The 24,986-nt window shown below is 68.3% G+C and carries 29 protein-coding genes; 14 read left to right on the top strand and 15 right to left on the bottom strand.

The genetic code is table 11. The features are described from left to right. Both QQK83_RS11015 and QQK83_RS11010 read right to left on the bottom strand, forming a co-directional pair. A partial coding sequence (locus QQK83_RS11015; protein WP_284264227.1) for an AMIN domain-containing protein occupies positions 1-459 on the bottom strand: 459 nt, incomplete at its 3' end. A 114-nt stretch (positions 460-573) separates the two neighbouring features. Then, on the bottom strand, positions 574-1,722 hold the full coding sequence (locus QQK83_RS11010; protein ID WP_284264224.1) for a pyridoxal phosphate-dependent aminotransferase: 1,149 nt from the start codon (positions 1,720-1,722) through the stop codon (positions 574-576). A 160-nt stretch (positions 1,723-1,882) separates the two neighbouring features. On the opposite strand from QQK83_RS11010, the gene QQK83_RS11005 reads away from it, so the two are divergent. Further along, positions 1,883-2,635: a DsbA family protein gene (locus tag QQK83_RS11005; protein ID WP_284264222.1), complete on the top strand. Its 753-nt coding sequence runs from the start codon at positions 1,883-1,885 to the stop codon at positions 2,633-2,635. A 68-nt stretch (positions 2,636-2,703) separates the two neighbouring features. Here the strand turns inward: QQK83_RS11005 and QQK83_RS11000 are convergent, their stop codons facing one another. The 7 genes from QQK83_RS11000 to purC form a co-directional block, all read right to left on the bottom strand. Then, on the bottom strand, positions 2,704-5,448 hold the full coding sequence (locus tag QQK83_RS11000; protein ID WP_284264220.1) for an Rne/Rng family ribonuclease: 2,745 nt from the start codon (positions 5,446-5,448) through the stop codon (positions 2,704-2,706). A gap of 411 nt (positions 5,449-5,859) precedes the next feature. After that, positions 5,860-7,176, bottom strand: a complete 1,317-nt coding sequence (locus QQK83_RS10995; protein ID WP_284264218.1) for a sigma-54-dependent transcriptional regulator — start codon at positions 7,174-7,176, stop codon at positions 5,860-5,862. 19 nt (positions 7,177-7,195) lie between these two features. After that, a complete protein-coding gene (locus QQK83_RS10990; protein WP_284264216.1) occupies positions 7,196-8,965 on the bottom strand; it encodes a sensor histidine kinase in 1,770 nt (589 codons plus the stop codon). A 49-nt stretch (positions 8,966-9,014) separates the two neighbouring features. Next, positions 9,015-9,683, bottom strand: coding sequence for a phosphoribosylformylglycinamidine synthase subunit PurQ (purQ, locus tag QQK83_RS10985; protein WP_284264214.1), 669 nt, complete (start codon positions 9,681-9,683; stop codon positions 9,015-9,017). 18 nt (positions 9,684-9,701) lie between these two features. Beyond that, positions 9,702-10,745, bottom strand: coding sequence for a zinc-dependent alcohol dehydrogenase family protein (locus QQK83_RS10980; RefSeq protein WP_284264212.1), 1,044 nt, complete (start codon positions 10,743-10,745; stop codon positions 9,702-9,704). Beyond that, positions 10,745-10,975 (bottom strand): phosphoribosylformylglycinamidine synthase subunit PurS, encoded by a 231-nt coding sequence (purS, locus tag QQK83_RS10975; RefSeq protein ID WP_284264233.1) that lies wholly within the window; start codon positions 10,973-10,975, stop codon positions 10,745-10,747. Before purS ends, QQK83_RS10980 begins: the two co-directional genes overlap by 1 nt. Positions 10,976-11,038: 63 nt before the next feature. Continuing rightward, positions 11,039-11,800, bottom strand: a complete 762-nt coding sequence (gene purC, locus QQK83_RS10970; protein WP_284264210.1) for a phosphoribosylaminoimidazolesuccinocarboxamide synthase — start codon at positions 11,798-11,800, stop codon at positions 11,039-11,041. Between the two features lie 175 nt (positions 11,801-11,975). Here purC and QQK83_RS10965 point away from each other — a divergent pair, with 175 nt between their 5' ends. Beyond that, complete coding sequence (locus QQK83_RS10965; protein WP_284264208.1) at positions 11,976-12,290, top strand: DUF1476 domain-containing protein; 315 nt, start codon at positions 11,976-11,978, stop codon at positions 12,288-12,290. A gap of 180 nt (positions 12,291-12,470) precedes the next feature. Beyond that, a complete protein-coding gene (gene bmt, locus QQK83_RS10960) occupies positions 12,471-13,487 on the top strand; it encodes a betaine--homocysteine S-methyltransferase (protein ID WP_284264206.1) in 1,017 nt (338 codons plus the stop codon). Here bmt and QQK83_RS10955 read toward each other — a convergent pair. Beyond that, entirely contained in the window at positions 13,484-14,083 is a 600-nt protein-coding gene (locus tag QQK83_RS10955) for an SAM-dependent methyltransferase (RefSeq protein ID WP_284264204.1), read from the bottom strand. The two genes, bmt and QQK83_RS10955, sit on opposite strands and share 4 nt — an antisense overlap. A gap of 56 nt (positions 14,084-14,139) precedes the next feature. Here QQK83_RS10955 and QQK83_RS10950 point away from each other — a divergent pair, with 56 nt between their 5' ends. The 6 genes from QQK83_RS10950 (at position 14,140) to QQK83_RS10925 (ending at position 18,168) form a co-directional block, all read left to right on the top strand. After that, complete coding sequence (locus tag QQK83_RS10950; RefSeq protein WP_284264202.1) at positions 14,140-14,391, top strand: N-(5'-phosphoribosyl)anthranilate isomerase; 252 nt, start codon at positions 14,140-14,142, stop codon at positions 14,389-14,391. Between the two features lie 263 nt (positions 14,392-14,654). Further along, positions 14,655-15,359, top strand: coding sequence for a corrinoid protein (locus tag QQK83_RS10945; RefSeq protein ID WP_284264200.1), 705 nt, complete (start codon positions 14,655-14,657; stop codon positions 15,357-15,359). Between the two features lie 82 nt (positions 15,360-15,441). Beyond that, positions 15,442-15,867: a GNAT family N-acetyltransferase gene (locus tag QQK83_RS10940; RefSeq protein ID WP_284264198.1), complete on the top strand. Its 426-nt coding sequence runs from the start codon at positions 15,442-15,444 to the stop codon at positions 15,865-15,867. 42 nt (positions 15,868-15,909) lie between these two features. Beyond that, positions 15,910-16,644, top strand: coding sequence for a metallophosphoesterase (locus tag QQK83_RS10935; RefSeq protein ID WP_284264196.1), 735 nt, complete (start codon positions 15,910-15,912; stop codon positions 16,642-16,644). Beyond that, entirely contained in the window at positions 16,641-17,531 is an 891-nt protein-coding gene (locus QQK83_RS10930; protein ID WP_284264194.1) for an EamA family transporter, read from the top strand. Before QQK83_RS10935 ends, QQK83_RS10930 begins: the two co-directional genes overlap by 4 nt. 7 nt (positions 17,532-17,538) lie before the next feature. After that, positions 17,539-18,168: a DUF1638 domain-containing protein gene (locus QQK83_RS10925; RefSeq protein ID WP_284264192.1), complete on the top strand. Its 630-nt coding sequence runs from the start codon at positions 17,539-17,541 to the stop codon at positions 18,166-18,168. 78 nt (positions 18,169-18,246) lie between these two features. Here the strand turns inward: QQK83_RS10925 and QQK83_RS10920 are convergent, their stop codons facing one another. Further along, a complete protein-coding gene (locus QQK83_RS10920) occupies positions 18,247-18,675 on the bottom strand; it encodes a SufE family protein (RefSeq protein WP_284264231.1) in 429 nt (142 codons plus the stop codon). Between the two features lie 146 nt (positions 18,676-18,821). Here QQK83_RS10920 and QQK83_RS10915 point away from each other — a divergent pair, with 146 nt between their 5' ends. Continuing rightward, positions 18,822-19,268 carry a hypothetical protein gene (locus QQK83_RS10915; protein WP_284264190.1) on the top strand — a complete coding sequence of 149 codons (447 nt, stop codon included), beginning with the start codon at positions 18,822-18,824 and terminating at the stop codon, positions 19,266-19,268. Between the two features lie 43 nt (positions 19,269-19,311). Here QQK83_RS10915 and rnd read toward each other — a convergent pair whose 3' ends face one another. Together rnd and QQK83_RS10905 are read right to left on the bottom strand one after the other, a co-directional pair. Then, a complete protein-coding gene (rnd, locus tag QQK83_RS10910; RefSeq protein ID WP_284264229.1) occupies positions 19,312-20,469 on the bottom strand; it encodes a ribonuclease D in 1,158 nt (385 codons plus the stop codon). 115 nt (positions 20,470-20,584) lie between these two features. Continuing rightward, positions 20,585-21,547, bottom strand: a complete 963-nt coding sequence (locus QQK83_RS10905; RefSeq protein WP_284264188.1) for a DUF808 domain-containing protein — start codon at positions 21,545-21,547, stop codon at positions 20,585-20,587. Positions 21,548-21,749: 202 nt separating this feature from the next. On the opposite strand from QQK83_RS10905, the gene gap reads away from it, so the two are divergent. Next, positions 21,750-22,754 carry a type I glyceraldehyde-3-phosphate dehydrogenase gene (gene gap / locus QQK83_RS10900; protein ID WP_284264185.1) on the top strand — a complete coding sequence of 335 codons (1,005 nt, stop codon included), beginning with the start codon at positions 21,750-21,752 and terminating at the stop codon, positions 22,752-22,754. Positions 22,755-22,760: 6 nt separating this feature from the next. Here gap and QQK83_RS10895 read toward each other — a convergent pair whose 3' ends face one another. Together QQK83_RS10895 and QQK83_RS10890 are read right to left on the bottom strand one after the other, a co-directional pair. Next, positions 22,761-23,051, bottom strand: coding sequence for a CcdB family protein (locus QQK83_RS10895; RefSeq protein ID WP_284264183.1), 291 nt, complete (start codon positions 23,049-23,051; stop codon positions 22,761-22,763). Then, positions 23,039-23,293 (bottom strand): type II toxin-antitoxin system CcdA family antitoxin, encoded by a 255-nt coding sequence (locus tag QQK83_RS10890; protein ID WP_284264181.1) that lies wholly within the window; start codon positions 23,291-23,293, stop codon positions 23,039-23,041. Before QQK83_RS10890 ends, QQK83_RS10895 begins: the two co-directional genes overlap by 13 nt. Before the next feature lie 234 nt (positions 23,294-23,527). Between QQK83_RS10890 and QQK83_RS10885 the strand changes: the two genes are divergently transcribed. From QQK83_RS10885 to QQK83_RS10875, 3 genes are all read left to right on the top strand, one after another. Beyond that, positions 23,528-23,776, top strand: a complete 249-nt coding sequence (locus tag QQK83_RS10885) for a PepSY domain-containing protein (RefSeq protein ID WP_284264179.1) — start codon at positions 23,528-23,530, stop codon at positions 23,774-23,776. 82 nt (positions 23,777-23,858) lie between these two features. Beyond that, complete coding sequence (locus QQK83_RS10880) at positions 23,859-24,398, top strand: cytochrome b/b6 domain-containing protein (RefSeq protein WP_284264178.1); 540 nt, start codon at positions 23,859-23,861, stop codon at positions 24,396-24,398. Continuing rightward, positions 24,395-24,928, top strand: coding sequence for a helix-turn-helix transcriptional regulator (locus QQK83_RS10875; protein ID WP_284264176.1), 534 nt, complete (start codon positions 24,395-24,397; stop codon positions 24,926-24,928). The genes QQK83_RS10880 and QQK83_RS10875 overlap by 4 nt, the downstream gene beginning before the upstream one ends. Positions 24,929-24,986: the final 58 nt, after the last annotated feature.

Raw genomic sequence — 24,986 nt, 5'->3', positions numbered from 1 at the left:
CTCGTCCTCGGCGACCGGTGCAAGGGTCACCGCGACCTGCGCCATGCCGCTCGCGGGGTCGGTCGTCATCGCCGCGGTCCGCGGGGCCAGCGGTGCGGTCAACGTCAGCACCAGACGGGTCCAGCCCGCCTCGCGCGCGGGCCCCGCCGCCAGCGACGCAATGCCCGGCGGCAAGGCATCCGCCTGTGCCTCGGGCCAGTCGCCGAAGGCGACTTCGCGGAAATCGACGACAACGCGCGCCGGGTCGGCCAGCGTGAAGACACGGAACGGCACCGGCTGGCTCAGGCCCAGCGTGACGGACACCCCGTCGCCCGACGCCACGATCCGGCTGTCCTCGGGCAAAAGGCGCGACAGCGCGCCAAACCCCTGCGCCTGGGCGACGATGGGCAAAAGGCACAGCACAAGGCTGGCCAGAACACGGGTTACTGCTGCTCGGCGCACGGGGTTGGTCCCGGTCATGGTCTTGGTTGCCGACAGGTTACCAGACCGCCCCGGCAGGCCCAAGGACTTTGGGCGTCCCTCCCGCGAAAAACGCCGCGGCGCATCGCGGCACGGATGACCACGGCCTTGGCGTCACGCCAGAGTGCCGAAGAACCGGGCCAGACGTGCCACGCCTTCCTCGATCTCGGGCGTCGAGCGCGCATAGGAGAGCCGCAGGAACCCAGCCCCCCGCGCCTTGTCGAAATCGAGGCCCGGCGTGACCGCGACGCCCGCCTCCGCAAGGATGCGGGAGCAGAGCGCAAGGCTGTCATCGGTCAGGTGCGAGACATCGACATAGACGTAAAACGCCCCGTCGGCGGGGGCAGTTCCGGTCAAGCCCGCGGCTGCCAGACCATCAAGCAAAATCTTGCGATTCCTGACATATACGGTGCGATGTTCATCCAATTCCGCGCGCCCCTCGGGGCTGAGGGCGCCAAGGGCGGCGATCTGGCTGGCGTGGCTGGGGCAGATGAACATGTTCTGCGCCAGCCGCTCGACCACGCGCACGTGATCCGGCGGCACGACCATCCAGCCCAACCGCCACCCGGTCATCGAGAAATACTTGGAGAAGGAGTTGATGACATAGACGTCATCGGTCACTTCCAGCGCGCTGACGGCGCGGTCCCCGTATTGAAGCCCGTGGTAAATCTCGTCCGAAATCAGGGATATACCAAGCGATGTTGAAGTATCACTCAAACCTTGCAGCTCGGGCTTGCCCAGCATGGTCCCGGTCGGATTGGCGGGGCTGGCCACGATCAAACCGGCGAGGTCACCGGTCAACTGCCCCGGCACCGGCTGATAGCGCGTCGCCAGCTCGGTGCGCAGCGCAACCGGCTCGAGGCTCATCGCGGTCAGGATCTGACGATAGGACGGGTAGCACGGCTCGCCCAGCCCAACGCGGTCGCCCGCGTCGAACAGCGCCGAGAAGGCCAGAAGGAACCCGCCCGACGCCCCCGAAGTCAGGATCACGCGCGCCGGGTCGAGGTCGAGATCATACCACTCGCCATGGAGCGCCGCGATGGCCGCGCGCAGGTCGGGCCGCCCCAGCGCCACGGTGTAGCCCAGCGGCCCCTTCTCCATCTCCTCGGCCAGCCGCTGCCGCGCGGCCCGTGGCGCGCCGGTGCCGGGCTGGCCCACTTCCATGTGGATGATGTGGCGACCCGCCTCTTCGGCGGCGCGGGCGGCCTCCATGACATCCATGACGATGAACGGATCAACGGCGCTGCGGCGCGAAACACGCATGGAACCCTCCGGTTGCTGTGCCCGCGCCTTGAACCAGCCGCGCCCGCCCGCGTCAACGGTCACGCCCGCGTGAGCACCCCTCGGCGCAAGGTGTCGGTGCTGGCAAGCGGGCGCGGATATGCTACGCATGGAGCGACACCGCAACGAATGAGCAACGCCCGTGCTGAAACACCTCTCCGCCCTCGCCCTGACCTGTGCCATGGCCCTGCCGGCCGCGGCGACCGATCTGGACAATCTCACCGATGCCGAGCGCGCGGCCTTTCGCGCCGAGGTGCGCAGCTACCTTGTCGAGAACCCCGAGGTTCTGATGGAGGCCTTCGCCGTGCTCGAGCAGCGCCAGGCCGAGGCCGAGGTCGAGCGCGACGCCATGGCCGTGGCCGCGAATGCAAACGCGCTGTTCGCCTCGGCCTTCGACGTGGTTCTCGGCAACCCCGAGGGCGACATCACCGTCGTCGAGTTCATGGATTACCGCTGCGGCTTCTGCCGCCGCGCCCATCCCGAGGTGCTGGACCTGGTCGAGCTGGACGGCAACATCCGCCTTGTCGTCAAGGAATTCCCGATCCTGGGCGAGCAATCGGTTCTCGCCTCGCGCTTTGCCATCGCCACCCGCGTCGCGCTGGGGGACGAGGCCTATTTCGAGATCTTCGACGCGATGATGACGATGCGCGGCGACATGACCCAACCCGCGCTGATGGCGCTGGCCGAGGGGCTGGGCCTGGACAGCGCGGCGATCGTCGCCTCGCTCGACGATCCGCTGGTGCGACAGACCATCGACTACAACCGCGCGCTCGGCGAGCGGCTGCAGATCTCGGGAACGCCCACCTTCGTGTTCGGCGACCAGATGGTGCGGGGTTACGTGCCGCTCGACGGGATGCTCGAGATCGTGGCGATGCTGCGCGACGACGCGCAGTAAACGTCGCGTCATACATGCGAAAAGGGCGCCCCTCGGGGCGCCCTTTGTCGTTTCGAACGGTCGGACGGTCAGCCCTTGGACCACCAGCCGCGGCGCTTGGGCTTGGTCGGTTCGGCCTCTGCCACCGTCTCGGTTGCCGTCTCGGTCGCAGTCTCTGTCACCGTCTCGGTCGCCGTCTCGAGCACCGGTTCCGCCGTGGGCTCCGCTGCGGCCGGTTCCGGCTGCAGCGCGGGCTCGGGCACTTGCTCTTCTGCAACCGCGGGTTCCGGCTCGGGCGTCACGACCGGTTCGGCGTCGGGCACAACCTCGGCCTCGGCCGCGGGCTTGGGGTCCACCTCAGGCTCTGCCGATGCCTCGGCGGCCTCGGCGGCGGGCGCTGCCTCGGGCTTCTTGCGGCTGCGCGTCGCACGCTTGCGCTTGGGCTTTTCGGCGGGCTCGGCCGGGGCCTCGGCCTCGACCGAGGCGTCAGCAGCCCCTTCCGCTTCGGCCTCGGCACCATCGGCCGCGGGTGCATCGGGCGCAGCAGTCTCGGCGGAGGCCGGGGCGTCGGCTGCGACCGCACCGGTCTTGTCCTCGTCGCCCGACCCGTCCGTGCCGTTCTCCTGCCCCTCATCCGACTGCCCGTCATCCGACTGACCCTCGTCCGACTTGCGCCGGCGTCCGCGCCCGCCACGGCGGCGACGGCGCTTTTTCTTGGGCTGATCGTCGTCGCCTTCGGCCTCGGGGGCGCGCGGGGCATTGGTGCTTTCGACGGCCTCGGCGGCGTCTTCCAGCACCTCTTCCGCGACGTCCTCCTCCTCCTCGAGGTCATCCATCAGCGTGGCATCCATCGAGACGATGGGCGCGGCCGCCACGATGCGACGGGTCGCAACCTTGGAGCGGTCGATCTTGTAATCGGGCGCGACAAGGCTCGGGTCGGCCTCGATCCGGATCGACAGGCCGTAGCGCGCCTCGATCGCGGCGAGGTAGTCGCGCTTCTCGTTCATCAGGTAGTTGACGATGGCGACGGGTGCCGTGACCGTCACCTCCTTGGCGCGGCGCTTGGGGCCCTCTTCCTCAAGCTGGCGCAGGATCGAGAGCGCAAGACTGTCGTCCGAGCGGATCAGGCCGGTGCCATGGCACGCCTTGCAGGGCTGCGTCGTCGCCTCGAGCATGCCGGGGCGCAGGCGCTGGCGCGACATCTCGAGCAGGCCGAAGGCCGAGATGCGCCCCACCTGGATGCGCGCACGGTCGGTCTTGAGCTTGTCCTTCAGCTTCTTCTCGACGGCGGCGTTGTTGCGGCGCTCGTCCATGTCGATGAAGTCGATCACGATCAGGCCCGCAAGGTCGCGCAGGCGCAGCTGGCGCGCCACTTCCTCGGCGGCCTCGAGGTTGGTCTTGAGCGCGGTTTCCTCGATCGAGCCTTCCTTGGTGGCCCGGCCCGAGTTCACGTCGATCACCACCAGCGCCTCGGTGATGCCGATCACGATGTAGCCGCCCGACTTGAGCTGAACGGTCGGGTTGAACATGTCGGCGAGGTAGCCCTCGACCTTGTGCTTGGCGAACAAGGGCGTGGGGTCGGTGTAGTTCTTCACGTTCTTGGCGTGGGACGGCATGATCATCTTCATGAAGTCCTTGGCCTGCCGGTAACCGGCATCGCCCTCGACGATCACCTCGTCGATATCGCGGTTGTAGAGGTCGCGGATCGCGCGGTGGATCAGGTTGCCCTCTTCGTAGATCGGGGCGGGCGCGATGGATTTCAGCGTCAGCTCGCGGATCTGCTCCCACTGGCGCTGCAGGTACTCGTAGTCGCGCTTGATCTCGGCCTTGGTGCGCTGGCTGCCCGCGGTGCGGATGATCAGACCCGCGCCCTGCGGCACCTCGATCTCCTGCGCGATTTCCTTGAGCTTCTTGCGGTCGGCGGCATTGGTGATCTTGCGGCTGATGCCGCCGCCCCGCGCCGTGTTGGGCATCAGGACGCAATAGCGGCCCGCAAGGCTGAGGTAGGTGGTCAGCGCCGCACCCTTGTTGCCGCGCTCTTCCTTGACGACCTGCACCAGCATGATCTGGCGGACTTTCACGACCTCCTGGATCTTGTATTTCCGCGGCCGCGGTTTGCGGACCGGGCGGATGTCCTCCTCGGTGTCGTCATCGGCGACGGTCTCGGCGGTGGCGCGGCCCTCGGCCTCGTCGCCCTCGCCGTGGTCGGCATCCTCGGCGGCGTCGTCCTCGCCCGAATCCTCCCCCGTGTCCTCGCCGCTGTCTTCGCCCGTGTCGGCGTCGACGTCCTCGGGTTCCTCGACGGGCGTTTCGGCGACCATCTCCATCGGCGAGAGCCCCTCCACCGAGGTGGCATCCTCATCCGTGTCCTCATCGCCCAGATCGACGACATCCATCCCCGAAGGACCGCCCGACACCTCGCCGGTGGTCACGGCATCGCTTGCCGCGGCCTCGGCGCGGGTGTCCGAGGTCTTGCGGCGGCGCGTCCTGCGCGCACGCTTGGGCTTGTTCTCCTCGGCCTCGGCCTCGGCGGCCATGGCCTCGGCGTATTCGCGTTCCTCGGCCAGCAGCGCCTCGCGGTCGGCGACCGGGATCTGGTAGTAATCGGGGTGGATTTCCGAGAAGGCGAGGAAGCCATGGCGATTGCCGCCGTAATCCACGAAGGCGGCCTGCAGCGAGGGTTCGACCCTCGTGACCTTCGCCAGGTAGATGTTTCCTGCAAGTTGCCGCTTGTTCAGCGACTCGAAATCGAATTCCTCGACCTTGGTTCCGTCTGCCACGACAACCCGGGTTTCCTCGGGATGGGTGGCATCGATGAGCATCGTCTTTGCCATTTTGTCCTTGCCCGCGACAACGCCCCCGTTGGCCCCGGCGGCGCACCGCTGCGGGACGGGAGTGTCACTTCGCGTTTCATGTTAAGCGCGATGCCACGGGGCGTGGCCGCGGCGAGGGCATTGACCCCCGTCCGTCTCACCATGTTTGCGCCCCTGCGCTGCATCGCGTCTGTCTCCGGCCACGCCGGGCAAGCCGGAGGGCCAATTCTGCCCCGGATCGGGGCGGTTTCGGGTGGGCCGGGCGTGTAAGGCGCCATCGGCCCAAGTGACCTGCGGTCCCTTTCGCGCGGTTCTTTCAGGCGCGGAGCAGGGATGCAGAGAAACTGATCGGACCGGCACAAGGCCGGTCACGCCACATTAAGGGGGGCTTGCGGCGAAAGACAATGGCAATTCGTGCAAGCGGCGGACAGCTCAGAGATAATCCGACCGGCTGAGCCCGTATTTTGCCATTTTCTCGTTCAACGTCCGGCGCGGCAGGCACAGCTCGTCCATCACGCCCGCGATGGAGCCGCGGTGCCGCCGCATCGTGTTGTCGATCAGCATCCGTTCGAAGGCCTCGACGTATTCCTTGAGCGGCTTGCCCTCGCCGATCGCCTGCGGCGCGATCTCGGCGTTGTCGGCCATCAGGAGCGAGGCGATGGAGCCAGAGCCGCGGCGCTGCTGCAGGATCGCGCGCTCGGCGATGTTGATCAGCTGGCGCACGTTGCCGGGCCATGGCGCCTGCAACAGTTGCGCCGCCTCCTGGGCGGTCACCTGCGGGCTTTCGGTGCCGTATTCCTCGGCGAACTGCTCGCCGAAACGGGTGAAAAGCGTCAGGATATCCTCACCGCGCTGGCGCAGCGGCGGCAGGTCGATGCGCATCGCGGCAAGCCGATAGAACAGGTCGGGCCGCAACGAGGCCTCGCATTGCTCGGGCTCGGGCGCGTTGCAGATCGCCACGATCCGCGTCTCGGCCGGGCTGCCCTGCTCGTTGATCACCGTCAGAAGCCGCGCTTGCAGGGGCTGCGGCAGGCTCTCGATATCCTCCAGCACCAGCGTGCCGCCGCGCGCCTGTTCCACCAGCGGCTTGTCCTGGTCCTCGCCCACCGGGCCGAAGAGCTTGGCGGCCAGCGTCTCCTCGTCATGCGCGGCACAGGACAACGCGACAAAGCTCTTGCCCGCCCGCGGCCCCACCGCGTGCAGCGCATGGGCCACCAGCGTCTTGCCGGTGCCCGTCTCGCCCACGATCAGCACGTGACCATCGGCCTGGCCGAGGTCGAGGATATCCTCGCGCAACCGCTCCATCACGGGGCTGGAGCCGATCAGCTTGCGCATCAGCACGGTGCCGTCCGACAGCTCGCGGCGCAGCGCCCGGTTGTCGAGCGTCAGGCGACGTTGCTGGCTCGCGCGCTTGGCAAGGTCGGTCATCCGGTCGGGGTTGAACGGCTTTTCCAGAAAGTCATAGGCCCCGATCCGCATCGCCTCGACCGCCATGGGCACATCGCCATGCCCGGTGATCAGGATCACGGGCAGGCCGCTGTCCACGCCCATCAGCCGCTTGAGGAAGGCCATGCCGTCCATGCCCGGCATCTTGACGTCCGTCACCACCACGCCCGGCCAGTCGGGGCCGATCGCCTTAAGCGCCTCTTCGGCGCTGGCGTAGGTCTCGGTCTCGAAGCCCGACAGCGCCAGCCACTGACTGATCGACTGTCGCATGTCCTGCTCGTCATCCACGATGGCGATCTTCATCAGCCTTCGTCCTTTCCTGTCACTCCGCCGCCTTCGCCCCGCCCTCGCCGATCAGCGGCAGGCGGATCTCGAAGACGGCCCCGCCCTCTTCGCCGTTGCGCGCGGTCAGCCGCCCGCCCAGGTCCGCGACGATCCCCGAGGAGATGGCAAGGCCAAGGCCCACCCCCTCGCCGGGCTTCTTCGTGGTGTAGAATGGCTCGAACAAGGCGTCGAGATCGTCAATCCCCTTGCCGCTGTCGCGCACCGTCAGCACCGCTTCCTCGCCCTCGGCGATCAGCAGGTCCAGCTCGCGCGTGCGGGCCTCCTTCATCGCGTCCAGCGCGTTGCGCAACAGGTTGATGATCACCTGCTCGAGCCGCAGCCGGTCGGCCATCACCATCACCGGGCGGCGCGGCAGGCTCTGTGTGATCGCCACCCGCGTCGTGCGCAACTGCGGCTCCATCATCGTCATCGCGCCCTTCAGCGCGTCGCGCAGGTCGACCGGCTCGAAGGCCTCGCCGCCCTTGCGGGCATAGGATTTCAGTTGCCGCGTGATCGCGCCCATCCGCTCGATCAGGTCGTCGATGCGCTGGAAGCTCGAGGCGGCCTCCTCCACCCGCCGGCGCTGGAGCAGCAGGCGCGCGCCCGCCAGGTAGGTCTTCATCGCCGCAAGCGGCTGGTTCAGCTCGTGGCTGACGGCAGCCGACATCTCGCCCAGCGCGGCGAGTTTCTGGCTTTGCGCAAGGCTTTGTTCGGCCTCTTCCAGCGTCCGCTCGACCCTCTGGCGCTCGGCGATTTCCCGCTGCAGCCGGGCATTCAACCGGCGAAGCTCCGCCGACTCGCGCGCCAGCCGCACCGACTGCGACCGCGCGCGGCGGCTCAGAACGTAGAAACCGCCCGCAAGCAGCAGCGCGAATCCCATGATCTCGAGCGCCAGAACCGCGTTCACCCGCTCGCGCACCGAGGTGTAGGCGGTGTAGCTGATGATGCGCCATCCCCGGAACGGGATGCGGCTTTCCAGCCGGATCGTGTCCGAGCCGAAGAAATCGGGCCGCCGGTCGCCGAAGGCGAATTCCCCCGTCGCGTCGATGGCGCGCTGGATCGCGCTTTGCGGCGGCTGCAGCGCCAGCGCCTCGGCCTCGGTGCGGCCGCGCCAGCGCGGTTCCGTCGACAGGATGATCTCGCCCTGGCTGTTGGTCAGGAACACCGCCTCGGTGGTGCCGCGCCAACGGTCGATGATCCGCGCAAGGTCCACCTCGACGAGGATCACCCCCAGAAGCCGGTTCTCGGGCCCCCTCAAGGCGCGCGAAAAGGTGAAATCGTAGCGCCCGGTTTCCGGCTCGTTCGAGGTGAAGACCGTGTCGGGCGAGCGCGTGGCCTGCACGAAGAACGGGTCCGAGTTCCGCAACTGCGCCAGCCGCGAGCGGTCGGTGGCCGCCACGATCCGCCCCTCGCGGTCCAGCAGCACGAGCGAGGCCGCGCCGATCTCGTCCACGTAGGAAATCAGGCGCTGCGAGGTATCTGTGAAACTGTTGGTCTCGAGCGACCGGATCAGCACCGGGTCGCGCGACAACAGAAGCGGCACGACCGAATGGCGCTGCAGCTCGGACTGCACGGTGCCCGAATAGATCGCCAGCCGGATCTCGGCGCGGTTGCGCGTGGTCTCGGTGAACCGCTGCGTGAGCCAGGTGTTCGACACCCAGATCGCCGCGACGGCGACCATCACGAAGACCACGAGAAACGCCCGCAGCACCCATGCGCGGCGGCGATGGCCGATGTCGGCCCCGGTCTGGCTGTCACTTGCACTCATGGCCCACATGGTAGGCGCGCCGCGCCCCTCGCTCAAGCCGCGGGATGCGTCAGGCCGCGACCAGCGCCTCGGCCAGCCCCTTGAACATCGCCGCCCCGTCGGTGCCGCCCTGCGCCGCGTCCACCACCCGCTCGGGATGCGGCATCAACCCCAGCACCCGGCGGTTCGCACTCAGCACGCCCGCGATGTCGTCCATCGCGCCATTCGGGCTGCCGATATAGCGGAAGGCGACGCGATCCTCGGCCTTGAGCATCGCCAGCGTCTCCGGGTCGGCGACGTAATTGCCGTCGTGATGGGCGATCGGCACGGTGATCTCCTGCCCCGCGGCATAGCCGGCGGTAAAGGCGCTGTCGCTGGTCTCCACCCGCAGCCCCTGCATCCGGCAGACGAACTTCAGCCCCGCGTTGCGCATCAGCGCACCGGGCAGAAGCCGCGTCTCGCACAGCACCTGGAACCCGTTGCAGATGCCCAGCACATAGCCGCCCGCCTCGGCATGGCGTGCGACGGCGCGCATGATCGGCGATTGCGCCGCGATGGCCCCGCAGCGCAGGTAGTCGCCATAGGAGAATCCGCCCGGCACGCCGACGATGTCGGTGCCCGCGGGCAGATCGGCCTCCTTGTGCCAGACCATCTCGACCTCGAAACCGGCGGACCGGAAGGCCACGGCAAGGTCACGGTCGCAGTTGGAGCCGGGGAAGACGAGGACGGCAGCTTTCATCGGTCGGGACCTTTCGGGCTAGCGGGTGAAATCGGTGATGACGGCGACGCCGGGCGGGGCCGCAGCGTCGAAAAGGGCCAGTTCGGCGGAGACATCGGACAGCGCAACGCGACGCGCGATGATCGGCGACAGGTCAAGGCCCGTCGCCGCGATGAACTCGAGCAGCGCGGGATAGCGATGCGCGGGCATCCCCCGCGTGCCGTAGACGGCCAACTGGCCGGAATAGAGTGCATCCCAGGGCAACTCGATGCGGGCATGGTCGCCCGCGGGCATCCCCACCTGCACCATGCGCCCCAGCTTGCGCAGGCTCTTCAACGCGTTCTCGGCGGTCACCGCGAACCCCAGCGCCTCGAGCGCGACATGGGCGCCGCCCCCGGTGGCCGCGCGCATCGCCCCGGCGGGATCGTCCCCGCGCGCGTCGATCACCGCCTCGGCCCCCAGCGCGCGCGCCATCTCGAGCTTTTCCGCCACCACGTCGGCCACGGCCACCCGCGCTCCCATGGCGCGACCCAGCATCAGCGCGGCAAGCCCGATGCCGCCCGCGCCCCAGATGCCCAGCCATTCGCCCGGCCTCAGCCCCGCGCGCCCGGTCAGCGCATGCCAGGCCGTCGTCACCCGGCAACCCAGGGCGGCGGCCAACGCGGGATCCATCCCCTCGGGCAGCGCGGTCAGGTTGGCGTCGGCGCGCACCACCGCGACCCGCTCGGCAAAGGCCCCGTCGCAGGTGAAGCCGGGAACGGCTTGCGTGGCACAGATCGTCTGGTTGCCCGACTGGCAATCGGGGCAGCGCCCGCAGGCCAGGATGAAGGGCGCGATCACCCGGTCGCCCGCGCGCCAACGCGTGACCTCCGGCCCCGCCTCAAGCACCACGCCGCAGAATTCGTGGCCCGGCACATGCGGCAGGCTGACGTCCGGGTCCGCGCCCGTCCAGGCATGCCAGTCCGAGCGGCAGATGCCGCAGGCCAGCACCTCCAGCACCACCCCGTCGGGCGGGCAGGCGGGATCGGGCAGATCCTCGATCCGGAGCGGCTGGCGCCAGGCGGTCAGCCGGGCCGCGCGCATCAGCCCATCTCCACCCGGTAGCTTTCGATGACGGTATTGGCGAGCAGCTTCTCGCACATCGCGGTGACGTCGGCCTCGGTCGTGCCATCGGCCAGGTCCAGCTCGATCACCTTGCCCTGCCGCACGCCGTTCACGCCGGCGAAGCCCAAAGCGCCCAGCGCCGATTTCACCGCCTCGCCCTGCGGGTCCAGCACGCCCTGCTTCAGCATCACGGTCACGGTGGCCTTCATCGCGCCCATCCCCTTCATCTTTCCAAAAATACGCAATCCCCCGGCTGCCACCGGGCGCCTGCGTCAGTTGATCAGCGTCGGCTTCGTCGTGCCCGTCTCGCGTTGCGGCATCACGCCGAGACGGCGGGCCACTTCCGTGTAGGCATCGGCGAGATTGCCGAGATCGCGGCGGAACACGTCCTTGTCGAGCTTCTGGCCGGTCTCGATATCCCACAGGCGACACGAATCCGGGCTGATCTCGTCGGCAACGATCAGGCGCATGTAGTCGCCATCCCAGATCCGGCCGATCTCGATCTTGAAGTCGACCAGCTTGATGCCGACGCCCAGCATCAGGCCCGACAGGAAGTCGTTCACCCGCAGCGCGAGCGAGACCATGTCGTCGAGATCCTGCTGCGTGGCCCAGCCGAAGGCGATGATGTGCTCCTCGCTGACCAGCGGGTCGCCCAGATCGTCGTTCTTGAAATAGAACTCGACGATCGGCCGCGGCAGCGCCGTGCCCTCCTCGATGCCCAGCCGCTTGGAAATGGAGCCTGCGGCGACGTTGCGCACCACCACTTCCAGCGGAATGATCTCGACCGCGCGGATCAGCTGCTCGCGCATGTTAAGGCGGCGGATGAAATGCGTCGGCACCCCGACCGAGTTCAGGCCGGTCATGAAGAATTCCGACAGCCGGTTGTTCAGCACGCCCTTGCCCTCGACCGTCGCCCGCTTCTCGGCGTTGAACGCGGTGGCGTCATCCTTGAAATACTGCACCAGCGTGCCGGGCTCGGGGCCTTCATAGAGGATCTTGGCCTTGCCTTCGTAGACCTTCTTGCGGCGTGCCATGCATGTCTTCCCGGAATTGTCTGTGGGGCGGTATGCGGTCACGCGCCCTTAACCTGACGCGCCTATAGGGCAAAGCGCGCTGTGTCGCAAGCGAGGCCGGGCATCGGCGCTTGCAGCCGGTCCGCCGCGCGCCCTAAACTGACGTCAACAGGCCAATTGGACGATGGAGAGCCCGATGACCACCTTCGACGACCGCGAGAACGCGTTCGAGAACAAGTTCGCCCATGATCAGGAAATGCAGTTCCGGGCCGAGGCGCGGCGCAACAAGCTGATGGGCCTTTGGGTGGCCGACATCCTCGGCAAGACCGGCGACGAGGCCGAGGCCTACGCGAAAGAGGTGGTGAAGGCCGACTTCGAGGAAGCCGGCCACGAAGACGTGATGCGCAAGGTGATGGGCGACCTCGGCGACCGGGTGGCCGAGGCCGAGGTGCGCCGCAAATACGATGCGCTTCTCGCCGAGGCCAAGGGCCAGCTGCTGAACGAAAGCTGATCGCTCGACGACCCGTGCCCCGGCCCGGATGCTTTTTCGACGGCCCCGCCCGACCGGCGGGGCCGTTCGCATTTCGGACATGAGCCTCGCTCATGATCTTCATGCAAAATTTGCGCCTTGCTCATAACGGGTGAAACCGCCAAGTGAGCTCCGCGCGCCCTCGATCCCACGGAGACCCCGATGACAAACCCGCTTGCCGAGCTTCTGCAGACCCGCGACTGGCTGATGGCCGATGGCGCGACCGGCACGACGCTGTTCAACATGGGCCTGCAATCGGGCGACGCGCCCGAGCTGTGGAATGCCGACCACCCCGACCGGATCACCGCGCTCTACAAGGGCGCGGTCGATGCGGGCTCGGACATCTTCCTGACCAATTCCTTCGGCGGCACCCGCTCGCGGCTGAAGCTGCACAACGCGCAGGACCGCGCCTACGAGCTGAACAAGCTCGCCGCCGAGATCGGGCGCGAGGTGGCGGACGCCTCGGGCCGCCGCGTGATCGTCGCGGGCTCCATGGGCCCGACGGGCGAGATCATGGCCCCCATGGGCCCCCTCACCCACGAGGCCGCTGTCGAGATGTTCCACGAACAGGCCGAGGGGCTGCGCGACGGCGGCGCGGATGTGCTCTGGGTCGAGACGATCAGCGCGCCCGAGGAATATGCCGCCGCGGCCCAGGCCTGCGCGATGGCCGGAATGGACTGGTGCGGCACCATGAGCTTCGACACCGCGGGGCGCACGATGATGGGTCTGACCTCGGCGGGCATGGCCGAACTGGTCGAGAAACTCGACCACGCGCCGCTCGCCTACGGCGCGAATTGCGGCGTGGGGGCCTCGGACCTTCTGCGCACGGTGCTGGGTTTCCGCGCCGCGGGCTCGGAACGGCCCGTGATCGCCAAGGGCAACGCGGGCATTCCCAAGTATCACGATGGCCACATCCATTACGACGGCACGCCCGAGCTGATGGCGCGCTACGCGGTCATGGCCCGCGATGCGGGCGCCACGATCATCGGCGGCTGCTGCGGCACCACGCCCGAGCACCTGCGCGCCATGCGCAAGGCGCTGGAAGAGACACCCCGCGGCGCGGCCCCTGCGCTGGAAGAGATCGCCGAGGTGCTCGGCGGCTTCTCCTCGGGCTCGGACGGCACCGACGACAACGGCCCCAAGCGCGAGCGCACGAGCCGCCGCCGCGCAAAAGGCTAATGACCCGGCTTGCGCGCAACGAAATCCACCAGCGCGGAGCGGCCCGAATGGGCTGTTCCCTCTTCGATCTCGGCGTCGTAATCGGCGCTGTGCAGGATCTCCCAGCCGGCAAAGGCCTCGGCCAGCAGGGCCTCGGTATACATGTTCTCGGCGGCCTTCGGGCCGCCCGTGCCATACCCCACCTGCCGCGGCGCATAGCCGTGCAGGAGCAACAGGCCCCCGGGCCGGATCGCTGCGGCGAAGCGTGCGAACGCCGCCTCGCGCGCCGCGGGCGGCAGGAACTGGATGAAGACCGCGACCAGCGCATCGACCGGTTCGGACCAGTCCCAGGCCTCGAGCGTGGAGACCTGGAAGGCGACCTCGACCTCGGCCTCGGCGGCCAGCGCACGGGCCTTGGCGATGGCATTGGGGCTGATGTCGAAGGCGGTGACCCGATGGCCGAGCCGGGCAAGGTGAACGGCATTGCGCCCCTCGCCGTCGGCAACCGACAGCACCCGCGCGCCCGGCGGCAGATGATGCGCCTGCGCCACCAGGAAGGCCGCGGGGGCCTGCCCGAAAAGATAGTCTTCGCGCGCGTAGCGGCTGTCCCAGTCCATCGTGATCTCCCGGCTGTTAGGGTCACGTTAACCGCACCGGTGGCAGAGTTGGAGCCATGCCGGATCTTTTTGCAATCGCCCCGCCCAATCCGCCAAGCGTCGACCCCGAGCTCTGGCTTCATCACATGTTCTCGTCGGATGCCGCGATCCGCGGCGGCGTCGTCCGACGAAAGGCCCGCGATGTCGAGCGCATCGTCGGCTGGCCGCGCTTTCGCGCGGAGCTGCATCGGCGCGGCTATCGCGCCGTGGTCAACGGCGGGCAGGTGGTGGTGTTCTGCAACGCGGAGCCCCTGCGCAGGCTCGACTGACGCGCCCCGGTTTCTTGCAAGAAACCGGCCAGAGCCTTGCAAGGCTCTTGTTCACGCCCTTGCAAGGGCGTGGCGAGAATTTTGCAAAATTCTCGCGCGGTGCCCGCAACCACGCTTCGCGCCCAAAAACCGGGGCGGAAACAATCCCTCCGGGTCGCGCCGCGCGCGGCCCATGTCGCAATTCGGCATTCGCCGGGACGTAATTCGACTACGAACCAATCCACACGCGCATCGCGCGGGGCCAGCAGACAGGAGACGCCCCCATGTCGGATGAAGAAGACATCATCCTTTCCGAGCTCGACGACGACGAGCTTGTCAGCCAGATGTTCGACGACCTCTACGACGGTCTCAAGGAAGAGATCGAGGAGGGCGTGAACATCCTGCTCGAGCGCGGCTGGACGCCCTATGACATCCTGACCAAGGCGCTCGTCGGCGGCATGACCATCGTCGGCAACGACTTCCGCGACGGCATCCTCTTCGTGCCCGAGGTGCTGATGGCCGCCAACGCCATGAAGGGCGGCATGGCGATCCTGAAGCCCCTGCTGGTCGAGACCGGCGCACCCCGCATCGGCAAGATGGTGATCGGCACCGTCAAGGGCGACATCCACGACATCGGCAAGAACCTCGTGTCGATGATGATGGAGGGCGCGGGTTTCGAGGTCGTGGACCTCGGCATCAACAACGCCGTCGAATCCTATCTCGAGGCGCTCGAGACCGAAGGCCCCGACATCCTCGGCATGTCGGCGCTGCTGACCACGACGATGCCCTACATGAAGGTCGTCATCGACACGCTGAAGGAGAAGGGCATCCGCGACGATTACATCGTCCTCGTCGGCGGCGCGCCCCTGAACGAGGAATTCGGCCGCGCCATCGGCGCCGACGCCTATTGCCGCGATGCGGCCGTGGCCGTCGAGACCGCCAAGGAATTCGTCGCGCGCAAGCACAACCAGATGGCCGCCCGCGCCTGAGCGGCGCTGCCTCTCCGGTAGCGAAAACCGGCCCGGCCTTTTGAGGCTGGGCCGGTTTCGTTTTCCAAGGTAATGGGGGCACATGGCCGTTTCCGTCTTCATCGCACGCCGCATCGACGCGGGCCTTTTCCGCCACGTCCACGAGGACGTGTTCGATGCGCCCCCCGATCCGCTTCTGACCGATGACTTCCTCGCAGCCCCGCATCTGCACATCGCCGTCGCCGTCGAACGCGACCTGATGGTCGGCATGTGCTCGGGCGTGGTGCATCACCACCCCGACAAACGCCCGCAATGGTGGATCAACGAGATCGGGGTCGCGGGCCCGTGGCGCAGGCAGGGTATCGGCACGCGTCTGGTGATGACCTGCGCGGACCATGCGCGCCGCCTTGGCTGCACCGAAATCTGGGTGGTGTCCGACCCCACCGACATGGCCGAGGGGTTTTGGCAGAGCCTGCGCTGGAGCCGCACCGGCACGCGGCTGGCGATGTTCTCGCACCCGCTGGACTGACCGGGTCTTGCGCTTTGCCGCCCGTGGGCGTTTGGTCGGCGCATGACGATCTACGCCATCGGCGACATCCACGGCCATCTCGACCTGCTCCGCGCGGCGCATGACCGCGTTGAGACGGACCGCGCGCGCGAAGCCGGCACCGATGCGCCGCTGGTGCATGTGGGCGACCTCGTCGATCGGGGCCCCGACAGCGCGGGGGTGGTCGCCTTCGTCATGGCGCGTCATGCCGAGGATGCGCGCATCGAAACCCTGACCAGCAATCACGACAGGATGTTCACCCGGTTCCTCGAACCGGTTCCGCGCCCGGACCCGAGGCTTCGCGCCGGTCTGGGCTATCTCAGCCCGCAGGTGGGCGGATTGGACACGCTGGCCTCCTACGGGGTCGCACGGGACGCTCCCGACCCACAGCTTGCCGCGCGCGCCCGCGTGCCCGAGGCGCACCTGGCCTTCCTGCGCGACCGCCCGCCATCCCTTGCGACCCCGCAGGTGTTCCTCGCCCATGCCGGGGTCCGCCCCGGTGTGCCGCTCGAGGCGCAGGACATCGACGACCTCGTCTGGATCCGGGAGCCGTTCCTGAGCGACACCCGCGACCATGGCGCGCTGGTGGTCCACGGTCACACCCCGGTCGAGCGGGTCGAGCTGCACCCCAACCGGCTCGCCATCGACACCGGGGCCGCCTATGGCGGACCGGTGAGCGCCGTCGCCATCGAGGAGGACGGGCGCGTCTTCGTCCTGACCGACGCGGGCCGCGTCCCCGTCAGGCCGATGTCGCCATGATGCCGCCCCGCGATCTTGCCCTCGTGGGGCTCGTGATCCTCGCCTGGGGCTCGAATTTCAGCGCGATGAAACTCGCGCTCGAAGAGCTGCCCCCGCTTCTGTTCGTCGGGCTGCGCTTCGCCATCCTCGTGCCCTTCCTCGCGCTGTTTCCGCGCCCCGCGGGCTGGCCCGCGATCCTCGCGGTGGGGGCGCTGATCAACATGGGGCAGTTCGGGTTCCTGTTCTCCGCCCTGCAGGCCGACGTGACGGCGGGCCTCGCCTCGCTCATCCTGCAAAGCCAGGTGCCGCTCACGATCCTTCTGGCCTGGCTGGTCTACGGCGAGCGCATCACCCTAGTGCAGGTTTTGGGCATCGGGCTGGCGGCCTGCGGGCTGGCGGGGTTCGGGCTGGCCTCGGGGGGCAACATCACCCTCATCGGTCTCGGCCTGATCCTCTGCGGTGCGCTCTGCTGGGCCTGCGGCAACCTCGTCCTGCGCCGCCTTCCGGGCGTGGACATGCTGGCGCTGTTCCTCTGGGCCAGCCTCGTGCCGCCGCTGCCGATGCTCGGCCTGTCGCTGATGACCGAAACCGCCGATCCCTGGGGGGCGGTCATGGCCCTCAGCCCGGCGGGCTGGGGCGCGGTGGTCTACGTGGCGTTGATCTCGACGGTGCTGGGCTACTCGATCTGGGGCACGCTCCTGTCGCGCCATCCCGCGGCGCTGGTCACGCCCTTCGCGCTGCTGATCCCGGTGGTGGGGCTGGCCACGGCTGCGGTCGTGCTGGGCGAACGCGTCACCGCGCCCGAGGCGCTGGCCGGGCTGACCGTTCTGGCAGGCCTCGCCCTTGCCGTTCTCGGACCGCGATATGCCGCGCGCAGGGCTTCCCGCCGCGCGCCCCCTGCCCCATGATCGCCCCATGACACGGCTCGACGACCAGACCCTGACCGAGACCGGCCTTGCACCCGAAGGGCGCGGCCGCGTGCTGCTGATCGGCTGCGGCGCGCTGGCGCGCGAAATCCTCGACCTCAAGGCCGCGAACGGCTGGGATCACCTCGACCTGCATTGCCTGCCCGCGATCCTGCACAACCACCCCGAGAAGATCCCCACAGCCGTCGAAGAGGCGGTGACGGCGCGGCGCGGCGACTATGGACAGGTCTTCGTCCTTTACGCCGATTGCGGCACGGGGGGGCTGCTGCAGGCGGCCTGCGCGCGACTGGGCGTGGAGATGCTGGACGGGCCGCATTGCTACAGCTTCTTCGAGGGCAACGCCGCCTTCGCCGCGCGCGAGGAAATGACGGCCTTCTACCTGACCGATTTCCTCGTCCGGCAGTTCGACGCCTTCGTGACGAAGCCCCTCGGCCTCGACCGTCACCCGCAACTGCGCGACATGTATTTCGGAAATTACACCACGCTGGTCTACCAGGCGCAGACCGACGACCCGGAGCTGACCGCGAAGGCCCGCGCCTGCGCGGCCTTTCTCGGGCTCGCCTTCGAGCGCCGCTTCACCGGCTACGGTGACCTCGAAGGGGCACTCCGCCAGGTCTGACGCGCCGGAAAACTCAAGTTTTCCGACGCGGAAAGCTGAAGCTTTCCGAAACCGAAAAACTGCAGTTTTTCGCCCCCCTCACGCGGCGGCCGTGGCCGCCGCCAGCGATCTGATCCGCTCCACCATCGCCCTGAGGCCGTTCGAGCGTTGCGAAGACAGGTGATCGTTCAGCCCCAGCCGCGCCAGCTCGCCGCCCGCGTCGACCTTCAGCACCTCGCCCACGCTCAACCCGTCGTAAAGCGCATGCAGCACCGCGATCAGCCCGCGCACGATCATCGCATCGCTGTCGCCGTGGAACCGGAACACCGCACCCGGCCCCTCGCCCTCGATCCGCGGCAGGATCCAGACCTGGCTCGCGCAGCCGTCGACCTTGGTCGCGGGCACCTTCACCGCGTCCTCCAGCGGCTCCATCGCCTTGCCCAGCTCGATGACATGGCGATAGCGCTCCTCCCAGTCGTCGAGGAACTCGAAGGTGTCGGCGATCTCTTCGAAGGCGGGGTTGGCCACTGGTCTTCTCTCCGCTCGGTCGGTCATTGACGGTGCCCCTGACCTATGCCGCCGGGACACGCACGTCCAGAGCCGGGTTTTCCTCGCTTTTCTTCGCGCGCCGGGTGCGCTACCCAAGACGGGCACGACCCCGACGGAGAAAGCCGATGCTGCGCGTGATCCTCAGCCTTGCCCTGGTGACCAGCCTTGCGGCCTGCGGCGCGAGCCGTCTGAACCCGCTCAACTGGTTCGGCGGCGACCGCGAGACGCGGGTCGAGACCGTCGAAGCGGCCGAGCCCGCCGATCTGCGCGGCCTGGTGGCCGAGGTCACCGCGCTCTCGGTCGAGGCGACCTCGCAAGGCGCCATCATCCGCGCCACCGGCCTGCCGCCCACGCAGGGCTTCTGGGAGGCCGAACTGGTCGAGGTCGCGCGCGGCGAGGGTTCCATCACTTATGAATTCCGGGTCTTCCCGCCGGTCACGCCCGCGCGGGTCAGCACGGCGCAATCGCGCGAAGTGATCACCGGCACCCAGCTGAGCAACCGCGAGCTGGCCGAGATCCGCAGGGTCACCGTGATCGCCGCGCAGAACAGCCGCACCGTCAGCCGCCGCTGAGGCGGCGCGACAGGCCGCGGGGGCAAGTCAAAGGGTCAGCCGGTCAGACCGGAACGATCCTGACCTGGTCGCCGACCGCCGACAGCGCGATCTCGCCACGCAGAAGCCGCAGCGCATCCTCGCCGAAAACCTCGCGCCGCCAGCCCGTCGCCCAGATCCCGTCATGCGCCCCGCAGGCGATGTCGTCGAGATCCGAGGACGAGGCGATCAGCTTGGCCGCGACGCCCGCCTGCTCGGCCTTGGCCTTGAGCAGAACGCGCAACAGGTCGGCGAGCGCGGGGTTCATGTTGGACCGGTCGCGCCCTTCCTCGGGCTTCGGGTGCTTCTCGCCCGGCAGTTCGAGGCCACGGCGCACCGCGGCGACCAGCCCGTCGGCGATCTCGCCCTTGCGCGCATCCCGCAGCAAGAGCCGCGACTTGGACAGGTCGGCCAGCGATTTCGGCTTGGTCGAGGCCAGCTCCATCAGCGCGTCATCCTTCAGCACGCGGTTGCGCGGGATGTTCTTGGTCTGGGCATAAGTCTCGCGGAAGGCCGCCAGTTCCCGCGCGATGGCCAGCGTCTTGCCGGAATTGGTGCGGACCTTCAGCCGCTTCCACGCCTCGGTCGGGTCGGTGACATAGGCCTCCGCATTGGTCAGCGCCGTGAGCTCTTCCTCGAGCCAGTGGGTGCGGCCCGTGCGCGCCAGTTCGCCGGCGAGATGCTCGTAGATCTGGCGCAGATGGGTCACATCGGCCAACGCATAGGTCTTTTGCGCATCTGACAGCGGGCGACGCGACCAGTCGGTGAAGCGCGAGGACTTGTCGAGCGGCGCGCGCGCGATCTTGCGCACCAGCGTCTCGTAGCCGACCTGGTCGCCGAAACCGCAGACCATGGCGGCGACCTGCGTGTCGAACAAGGGCGCGGGCACCACGCCGCCCTCGACGTGGAAGATCTCCAGGTCCTGCCGCGCGGCGTGGAACACCTTGACCACGCCCGGCGCGCGAAAGAGCTCGTAGAGCGGATCGAGCGACAGCCCCTCGGCCAGCGGATCGACCAGCACCGCGTCGGTGTCCTCGGTGCCCGGCAGCGCCAGCTGGACAAGGCAGAGCTGCGCGAAATAGGTGCGTTCGCGCAGGAACTCGGTGTCGACGGTGACGTAAGGCGCTTCGGCCGCGCGGGCGCAGAAGGCGGCAAGGGCGTCGGTGGTGGTCAGGGTCTGGATCAAGGGCGCTGGTCTTTTCGCGGCAGGTCACAAAACTGGCCGCTGCATAGGCGAGCCGGGCCAGAAAGGAAAGAGGCCGCGTCCCGCGCGCCCTGCCCGCGTCCGGTGCCGCCGCTCAATGCCCCTTGGCCCCGCCAAGCCCCACGGCGCGCAGAACCGGTGCCAGCACACGGGCCACCAGCGGCATCAGCGCGGTGCCCAGCGCAAGGCCCAGCGCCCCGTGCAGCACCGCCCCCGCCAACCATTCCGCGAAACCGCCCAGCGCGGCGAAGGCGTGGGCGATGGCATGGACCACGCCCTCGGGTCCGTGCCAGCCCATCCCCGCCAGCGCGTGCGTGACGATGGCCCCGCCCACCCAGAGCATCGCGCCGGTGCCCACCACCATCAGCGCCTTCAGGAACCCCGGCATCCCCCGCACGACGGCGCGCCCAACGGCCCGGCCCAGCCCTGTCCGCCCCGCCTCGGCCATGTGCAGGCCGATGTCGTCCGCCTTCACGATCAGCGCGACCGAGCCGTAGACCAGCGCCGTGATCGCCAGCCCCACGATCAGCAGGGCCGCGGCCTCGAACCAGATCGAGTCGGTCTCGAGGGCGGCCAGCGCGATGGTCATGATCTCGGCCGACAGGATGAAATCCGTCTTGATCGCGCCTTTCACCTTCTGTTCCTCCAGGTGGGCGGCGTCGAGGATCTTTTCCTCCACCGGCGTGGCGTGATCGGCGGGCGGGTTCAGCCAATGCCAGATCTTCTCGGCCCCCTCGAAACAGAGGTAGAAGCCCCCCAGCATCAGAAGCGGCGCGATGGCCCAGGGCGCGAAGGCCGAGAGCAGCAGCGCCGCGGGCAGCAGGATCACCACCTTGTTGAAGATCGAGCCCTTGGCGATCTTCCACACGATCGGCAACTCGCGCGCAGGCGCGAAGCCATGCACGTATTTCGGCGTCACCGCCGCGTCGTCGATCACCGCGCCCGCGGCCTTGGCGCCCGCCTTGGTCGCCTGCCCGATCACGTCGTCGACCGAGGCCGCGGCCACCTTGGCGATGGCGGCAACGTCGTCGAGCAATGCCAGAAGTCCGCTTGCCATGACCTGCCCCTTTTGCACCTTTCACGCGTCACGGGGCACTCTACCGCCCGTGTCCCGAGCCACAAGTGTTAGCGCAAACCAGCCATGTTTCCGCTAACGGTTACGCTAACATCCGGAAAACCCATGGAATCCGGCTTGGCGGCTGCGCCCCCTTTCGCTATCGCAGCGACAACCGCTGCGCGAACGGACGAAAGGTTCATCCATGACGATCACTCTCGGCATCAACGGGTTCGGCCGCATCGGGCGCTGCACGCTCGCCCATATCACCGAGGCCGCCCGCAATGACGTGCAGGTCGTCAAGATCAACGCCACCGGCCCCATCGAGACCAACGCCCACCTGCTGAAATACGACAGCGTCCATGGCCGCTTCCCCGGCGAGGTCCGCGTCTCGGGCGACACGATGGACCTTGGCCGCGGGCCGATGAAGGTGTTCTCGACCTATGACCCCGCCGAGCTGGACTGGGAGGGCTGCGATGTCGTCCTCGAATGCACCGGCAAGTTCAACAACCGCGATGCCGCCGCCGTCCACCTGACCCGCGGCGCCAAGCGCGTGCTCGTCTCGGCGCCGGCCAAGAACGCCGACAAGACCATAGTCTACGGCGTGAACCACCGCGAGCTTCTGGACACGCACCATGTCGTCTCGAACGGCTCCTGCACCACCAACTGCCTCGCGCCTCTGGCCAAGGTGCTGAACGATGCCATCGGCATCGAGCGCGGGATCATGACGACGATCCACAGCTACACCGGCGACCAGCCCACGCTCGACCGCCGCCACAAGGACCTCTACCGCGCCCGCGCGGCGGCCATGGCGATGATCCCGACCTCGACCGGGGCCGCCAAGGCCCTGAAAGAGGTTCTGCCGGAGCTCGAGGGCCGCCTCGACGGCACCGCGCTGCGCGTGCCCACGCCGAATGTCTCGGCCGTCGACCTGACCTTCGAGGCGGGCAAGGATGTCACCGTCGCCGACGTGAACGAGATCATCCGCGAGGCCGCCGAGGGCCACATGCGCAGCGTGCTGGCCTATGACCCCGAGCCGAAGGTCTCGATCGACTTCAACCACACCACCCATTCCTCGATCTTCGCGCCCGACCAGACCAAGGTCGTGGGCGGCCGCACCGTCCGGGTGCTGGCGTGGTATGACAACGAATGGGGTTTCTCGGCGCGCATGGCCGATGTCTCCGCCGCGATGGGGCGGCTGCTGCACTGAGCGGCCTCAGACCCCCGAGATCAGCACATCCAAGGCGCGGGTGATCGCATCGCCCGCGCCTTTTGCTGTCCCGACCTTCGCCAAGGGAGCCCGGCGGACAGCGGCGATCAGGCGCGTGGCCAGAACCAGCTTCCGCCCCTCGACCTCGATCACCGGGTTCAACCGCGCGACCGCGGGGTAATCCGGCAGAAGCGGGATGATGACGACCGTCGGATCGGGCGGCAACAGGTCGCTTTCCACGACCACCATCAGCGTGCCGCGAAACTCGGCGATGTCGAACCGGGTCAGTCCGTCCATGTCGCCCGGCCCGGCCCCGCCATGATCTCGGCCAGCGGATGACCGTTCTCCGCGTGCCAGCGGGCCTGCGCTGCAAAGGCCTCGGCGTTCTCCTCGAGCCACTGCCGCTGCCGCGCCTCGGCCAGCGCGGTGCGCAGGGCGGCCTCGGCCACGGCCGAGACGTTGACGCCCAGCGCGCGGGCCTCGTCAAGCGCCGCCGCATCGAGACTGAGAGAGGTCTTTCGTTTCGCGCTCGAAGACATTCAGCACCCTCCGAAATACCGCATGATCATACCGCCCCAGCCTCGACCTTGCAACGCACCAGCAGCGTTCAAGGCCGTCGCGCGCCCCTCAACCGCAGTTGCAGACGCCTCTGCCAAAGGTTTGCCCACCCCCGTCCCAACCCCGGTCCAATGGCGCAGGCCGCCCCGACCCGTCATCTCCCGTCTCGTCAAGGCGCCGCATCCCGCAGCGTCACACCACAGGAGACTGACCCCATGAACCGCATCCTCCCCGCCGCCCTCGCCATCGCCCTGCCCGGCATGGCGCTCGCGTCGCCCGACACGCCCGTCTCGGAAGAGACGCAAACCGCCATCCGCACCCTGCTCGAGGCCGAGGGCTACGAGGTCCGCCAGATCCAGACCGAGGACGGCATGTTCGAGGCCTATGCCCTGAAGAACGGCCAGCGCTACGAGCTCTACATCGACGCCGACATGCAGATCGTCCGCACCAAGCGCGACGACTGACCCCACGGTCGTCCGTGGCCCGACGGGGGGGCTCTGTCCCTTCGCCTCCCCTCGGGCACCCCCTCATCCAAGGATCGCAACCATGACCCGTCACCCCGTCTGGGACCCGTTCATCCGGCTCTTCCACTGGTCGCTCGTCGGCCTCTTCGCCGCCAACGCACTGTTCACCGACGACGAAAGCACGCTGCACGAATGGGTCGGCTATGCCGCCGTCGCGCTGATCGCGGCGCGCCTGATCTGGGGCCTGATCGGCCCGCGCCACGCGCGCTTCGCCGATTTCCTGCCCTCCCCCCGCGCCGCCCTGCAGCAGCTGCAGGACATCGCCACCGGCCGCCACCGTGTCCACCTCGGCCACACGCCGCTGGGGGCGCTGATGATCCTCAACCTGCTGGCCACGATCCTGTTGATCGGGGCGACCGGCTACATGATGACCACCAACGCCTTCTGGGGTGTCGGCTGGGTCGAGGAGACGCACGAGGTTCTGGTCAGCTGGGCCGAGATCTCGATCGTCGCCCATATCGCCGCGGTGATCTGGGAATCGATCCGCACCGGCGTGAATTTGCCGCGGGCCATGGTCTCGGGGGTCAAGTCCGTCCCGGACGATGCTACCATCGTCGAATGATCCGCGGCCTGTCCGAAAACCCGATGGCGCTTGCCGCCCTGATCCTTGCGCAGGGGGCCTGCGCGGGGATCTTCCTGTTCGACGTGGTGCTGGACGGCGGCGCGATGCAGACGCTCTGGCCGCTCGACTGGCATTTCGCGGTCGAGGCCGCCGCGGTCGCGGGCCTGATCGCGGGCATCGCCTTCGAGATCCGGGTGCTCTTGCGCCTGCTGGCGCGCAAGGCGCATCTGGAGCGGCAGGTCAGCATGGCCGCAAGCGCCCTGCACGACGTGATCGAGGCGCATTTCCGCGACTGGTCGCTCACCGCCTCCGAGGCCGATGTCGCCTGGTTCACGGTCAAGGGGCTTCCCATCGCCGAGATCGCGCGGCTGCGCGGCTCGGCCGAGGGGACGGTGAAAAGCCACCTGAACGCGATCTATCGCAAGGCGGGCGTGTCGAACCGGGGCGAGCTGCTGAGCCTTCTGATCGAAGACCTGATGGACGACCCCGCCGAGCCCGCGGCCCCGCTGTCTGCCCCGCGCAGCGCATGAGCGATTTGCCCCTTTGCCTGCCCGCGCCGCCGTGGCAGGGTCCGCGCGCAACGCGAAA

The sequence above is a fragment of the Roseicyclus amphidinii genome (genome assembly GCF_030163755.1).
GTDB classification, from domain to species: domain Bacteria; phylum Pseudomonadota; class Alphaproteobacteria; order Rhodobacterales; family Rhodobacteraceae; genus Roseicyclus; species Roseicyclus amphidinii.
The sequence above is the reverse complement of the archived record's forward strand: the minus strand, read 5'-3'. Positions and strand labels throughout refer to the sequence as shown.

Excerpts from the sequence above, each read along its gene's own strand:
- QQK83_RS11010 (WP_284264224.1), bottom strand. The coding sequence starts at position 1,722 with ATGCGTGTTTCGCGCCGCAGCGCCGTTGATCCGTTCATCGTCATGGAT.
- QQK83_RS11000 (WP_284264220.1), bottom strand. The coding sequence starts at position 5,448 with ATGGCAAAGACGATGCTCATCGATGCCACCCATCCCGAGGAAACCCGG.
- QQK83_RS10995 (WP_284264218.1), bottom strand. The coding sequence starts at position 7,176 with ATGAAGATCGCCATCGTGGATGACGAGCAGGACATGCGACAGTCGATC.
- QQK83_RS10990 (WP_284264216.1), bottom strand. The coding sequence starts at position 8,965 with ATGAGTGCAAGTGACAGCCAGACCGGGGCCGACATCGGCCATCGCCGC.
- purQ (WP_284264214.1), bottom strand. The coding sequence starts at position 9,683 with ATGAAAGCTGCCGTCCTCGTCTTCCCCGGCTCCAACTGCGACCGTGAC.
- QQK83_RS10980 (WP_284264212.1), bottom strand. The coding sequence starts at position 10,745 with ATGCGCGCGGCCCGGCTGACCGCCTGGCGCCAGCCGCTCCGGATCGAG.
- purS (WP_284264233.1), bottom strand. The coding sequence starts at position 10,975 with ATGAAGGCCACCGTGACCGTGATGCTGAAGCAGGGCGTGCTGGACCCG.
- purC (WP_284264210.1), bottom strand. The coding sequence starts at position 11,800 with ATGGCACGCCGCAAGAAGGTCTACGAAGGCAAGGCCAAGATCCTCTAT.
- QQK83_RS10965 (WP_284264208.1), top strand. The coding sequence starts at position 11,976 with ATGACCACCTTCGACGACCGCGAGAACGCGTTCGAGAACAAGTTCGCC.
- bmt (WP_284264206.1), top strand. The coding sequence starts at position 12,471 with ATGACAAACCCGCTTGCCGAGCTTCTGCAGACCCGCGACTGGCTGATG.
- QQK83_RS10955 (WP_284264204.1), bottom strand. The coding sequence starts at position 14,083 with ATGGACTGGGACAGCCGCTACGCGCGCGAAGACTATCTTTTCGGGCAG.
- QQK83_RS10950 (WP_284264202.1), top strand. The coding sequence starts at position 14,140 with ATGCCGGATCTTTTTGCAATCGCCCCGCCCAATCCGCCAAGCGTCGAC.
- QQK83_RS10945 (WP_284264200.1), top strand. The coding sequence starts at position 14,655 with ATGTCGGATGAAGAAGACATCATCCTTTCCGAGCTCGACGACGACGAG.
- QQK83_RS10940 (WP_284264198.1), top strand. The coding sequence starts at position 15,442 with ATGGCCGTTTCCGTCTTCATCGCACGCCGCATCGACGCGGGCCTTTTC.
- QQK83_RS10935 (WP_284264196.1), top strand. The coding sequence starts at position 15,910 with ATGACGATCTACGCCATCGGCGACATCCACGGCCATCTCGACCTGCTC.
- QQK83_RS10930 (WP_284264194.1), top strand. The coding sequence starts at position 16,641 with ATGATGCCGCCCCGCGATCTTGCCCTCGTGGGGCTCGTGATCCTCGCC.
- QQK83_RS10925 (WP_284264192.1), top strand. The coding sequence starts at position 17,539 with ATGACACGGCTCGACGACCAGACCCTGACCGAGACCGGCCTTGCACCC.
- QQK83_RS10915 (WP_284264190.1), top strand. The coding sequence starts at position 18,822 with ATGCTGCGCGTGATCCTCAGCCTTGCCCTGGTGACCAGCCTTGCGGCC.
- QQK83_RS10905 (WP_284264188.1), bottom strand. The coding sequence starts at position 21,547 with ATGGCAAGCGGACTTCTGGCATTGCTCGACGACGTTGCCGCCATCGCC.
- gap (WP_284264185.1), top strand. The coding sequence starts at position 21,750 with ATGACGATCACTCTCGGCATCAACGGGTTCGGCCGCATCGGGCGCTGC.
- QQK83_RS10895 (WP_284264183.1), bottom strand. The coding sequence starts at position 23,051 with ATGGACGGACTGACCCGGTTCGACATCGCCGAGTTTCGCGGCACGCTG.
- QQK83_RS10890 (WP_284264181.1), bottom strand. The coding sequence starts at position 23,293 with ATGTCTTCGAGCGCGAAACGAAAGACCTCTCTCAGTCTCGATGCGGCG.
- QQK83_RS10885 (WP_284264179.1), top strand. The coding sequence starts at position 23,528 with ATGAACCGCATCCTCCCCGCCGCCCTCGCCATCGCCCTGCCCGGCATG.
- QQK83_RS10880 (WP_284264178.1), top strand. The coding sequence starts at position 23,859 with ATGACCCGTCACCCCGTCTGGGACCCGTTCATCCGGCTCTTCCACTGG.
- QQK83_RS10875 (WP_284264176.1), top strand. The coding sequence starts at position 24,395 with ATGATCCGCGGCCTGTCCGAAAACCCGATGGCGCTTGCCGCCCTGATC.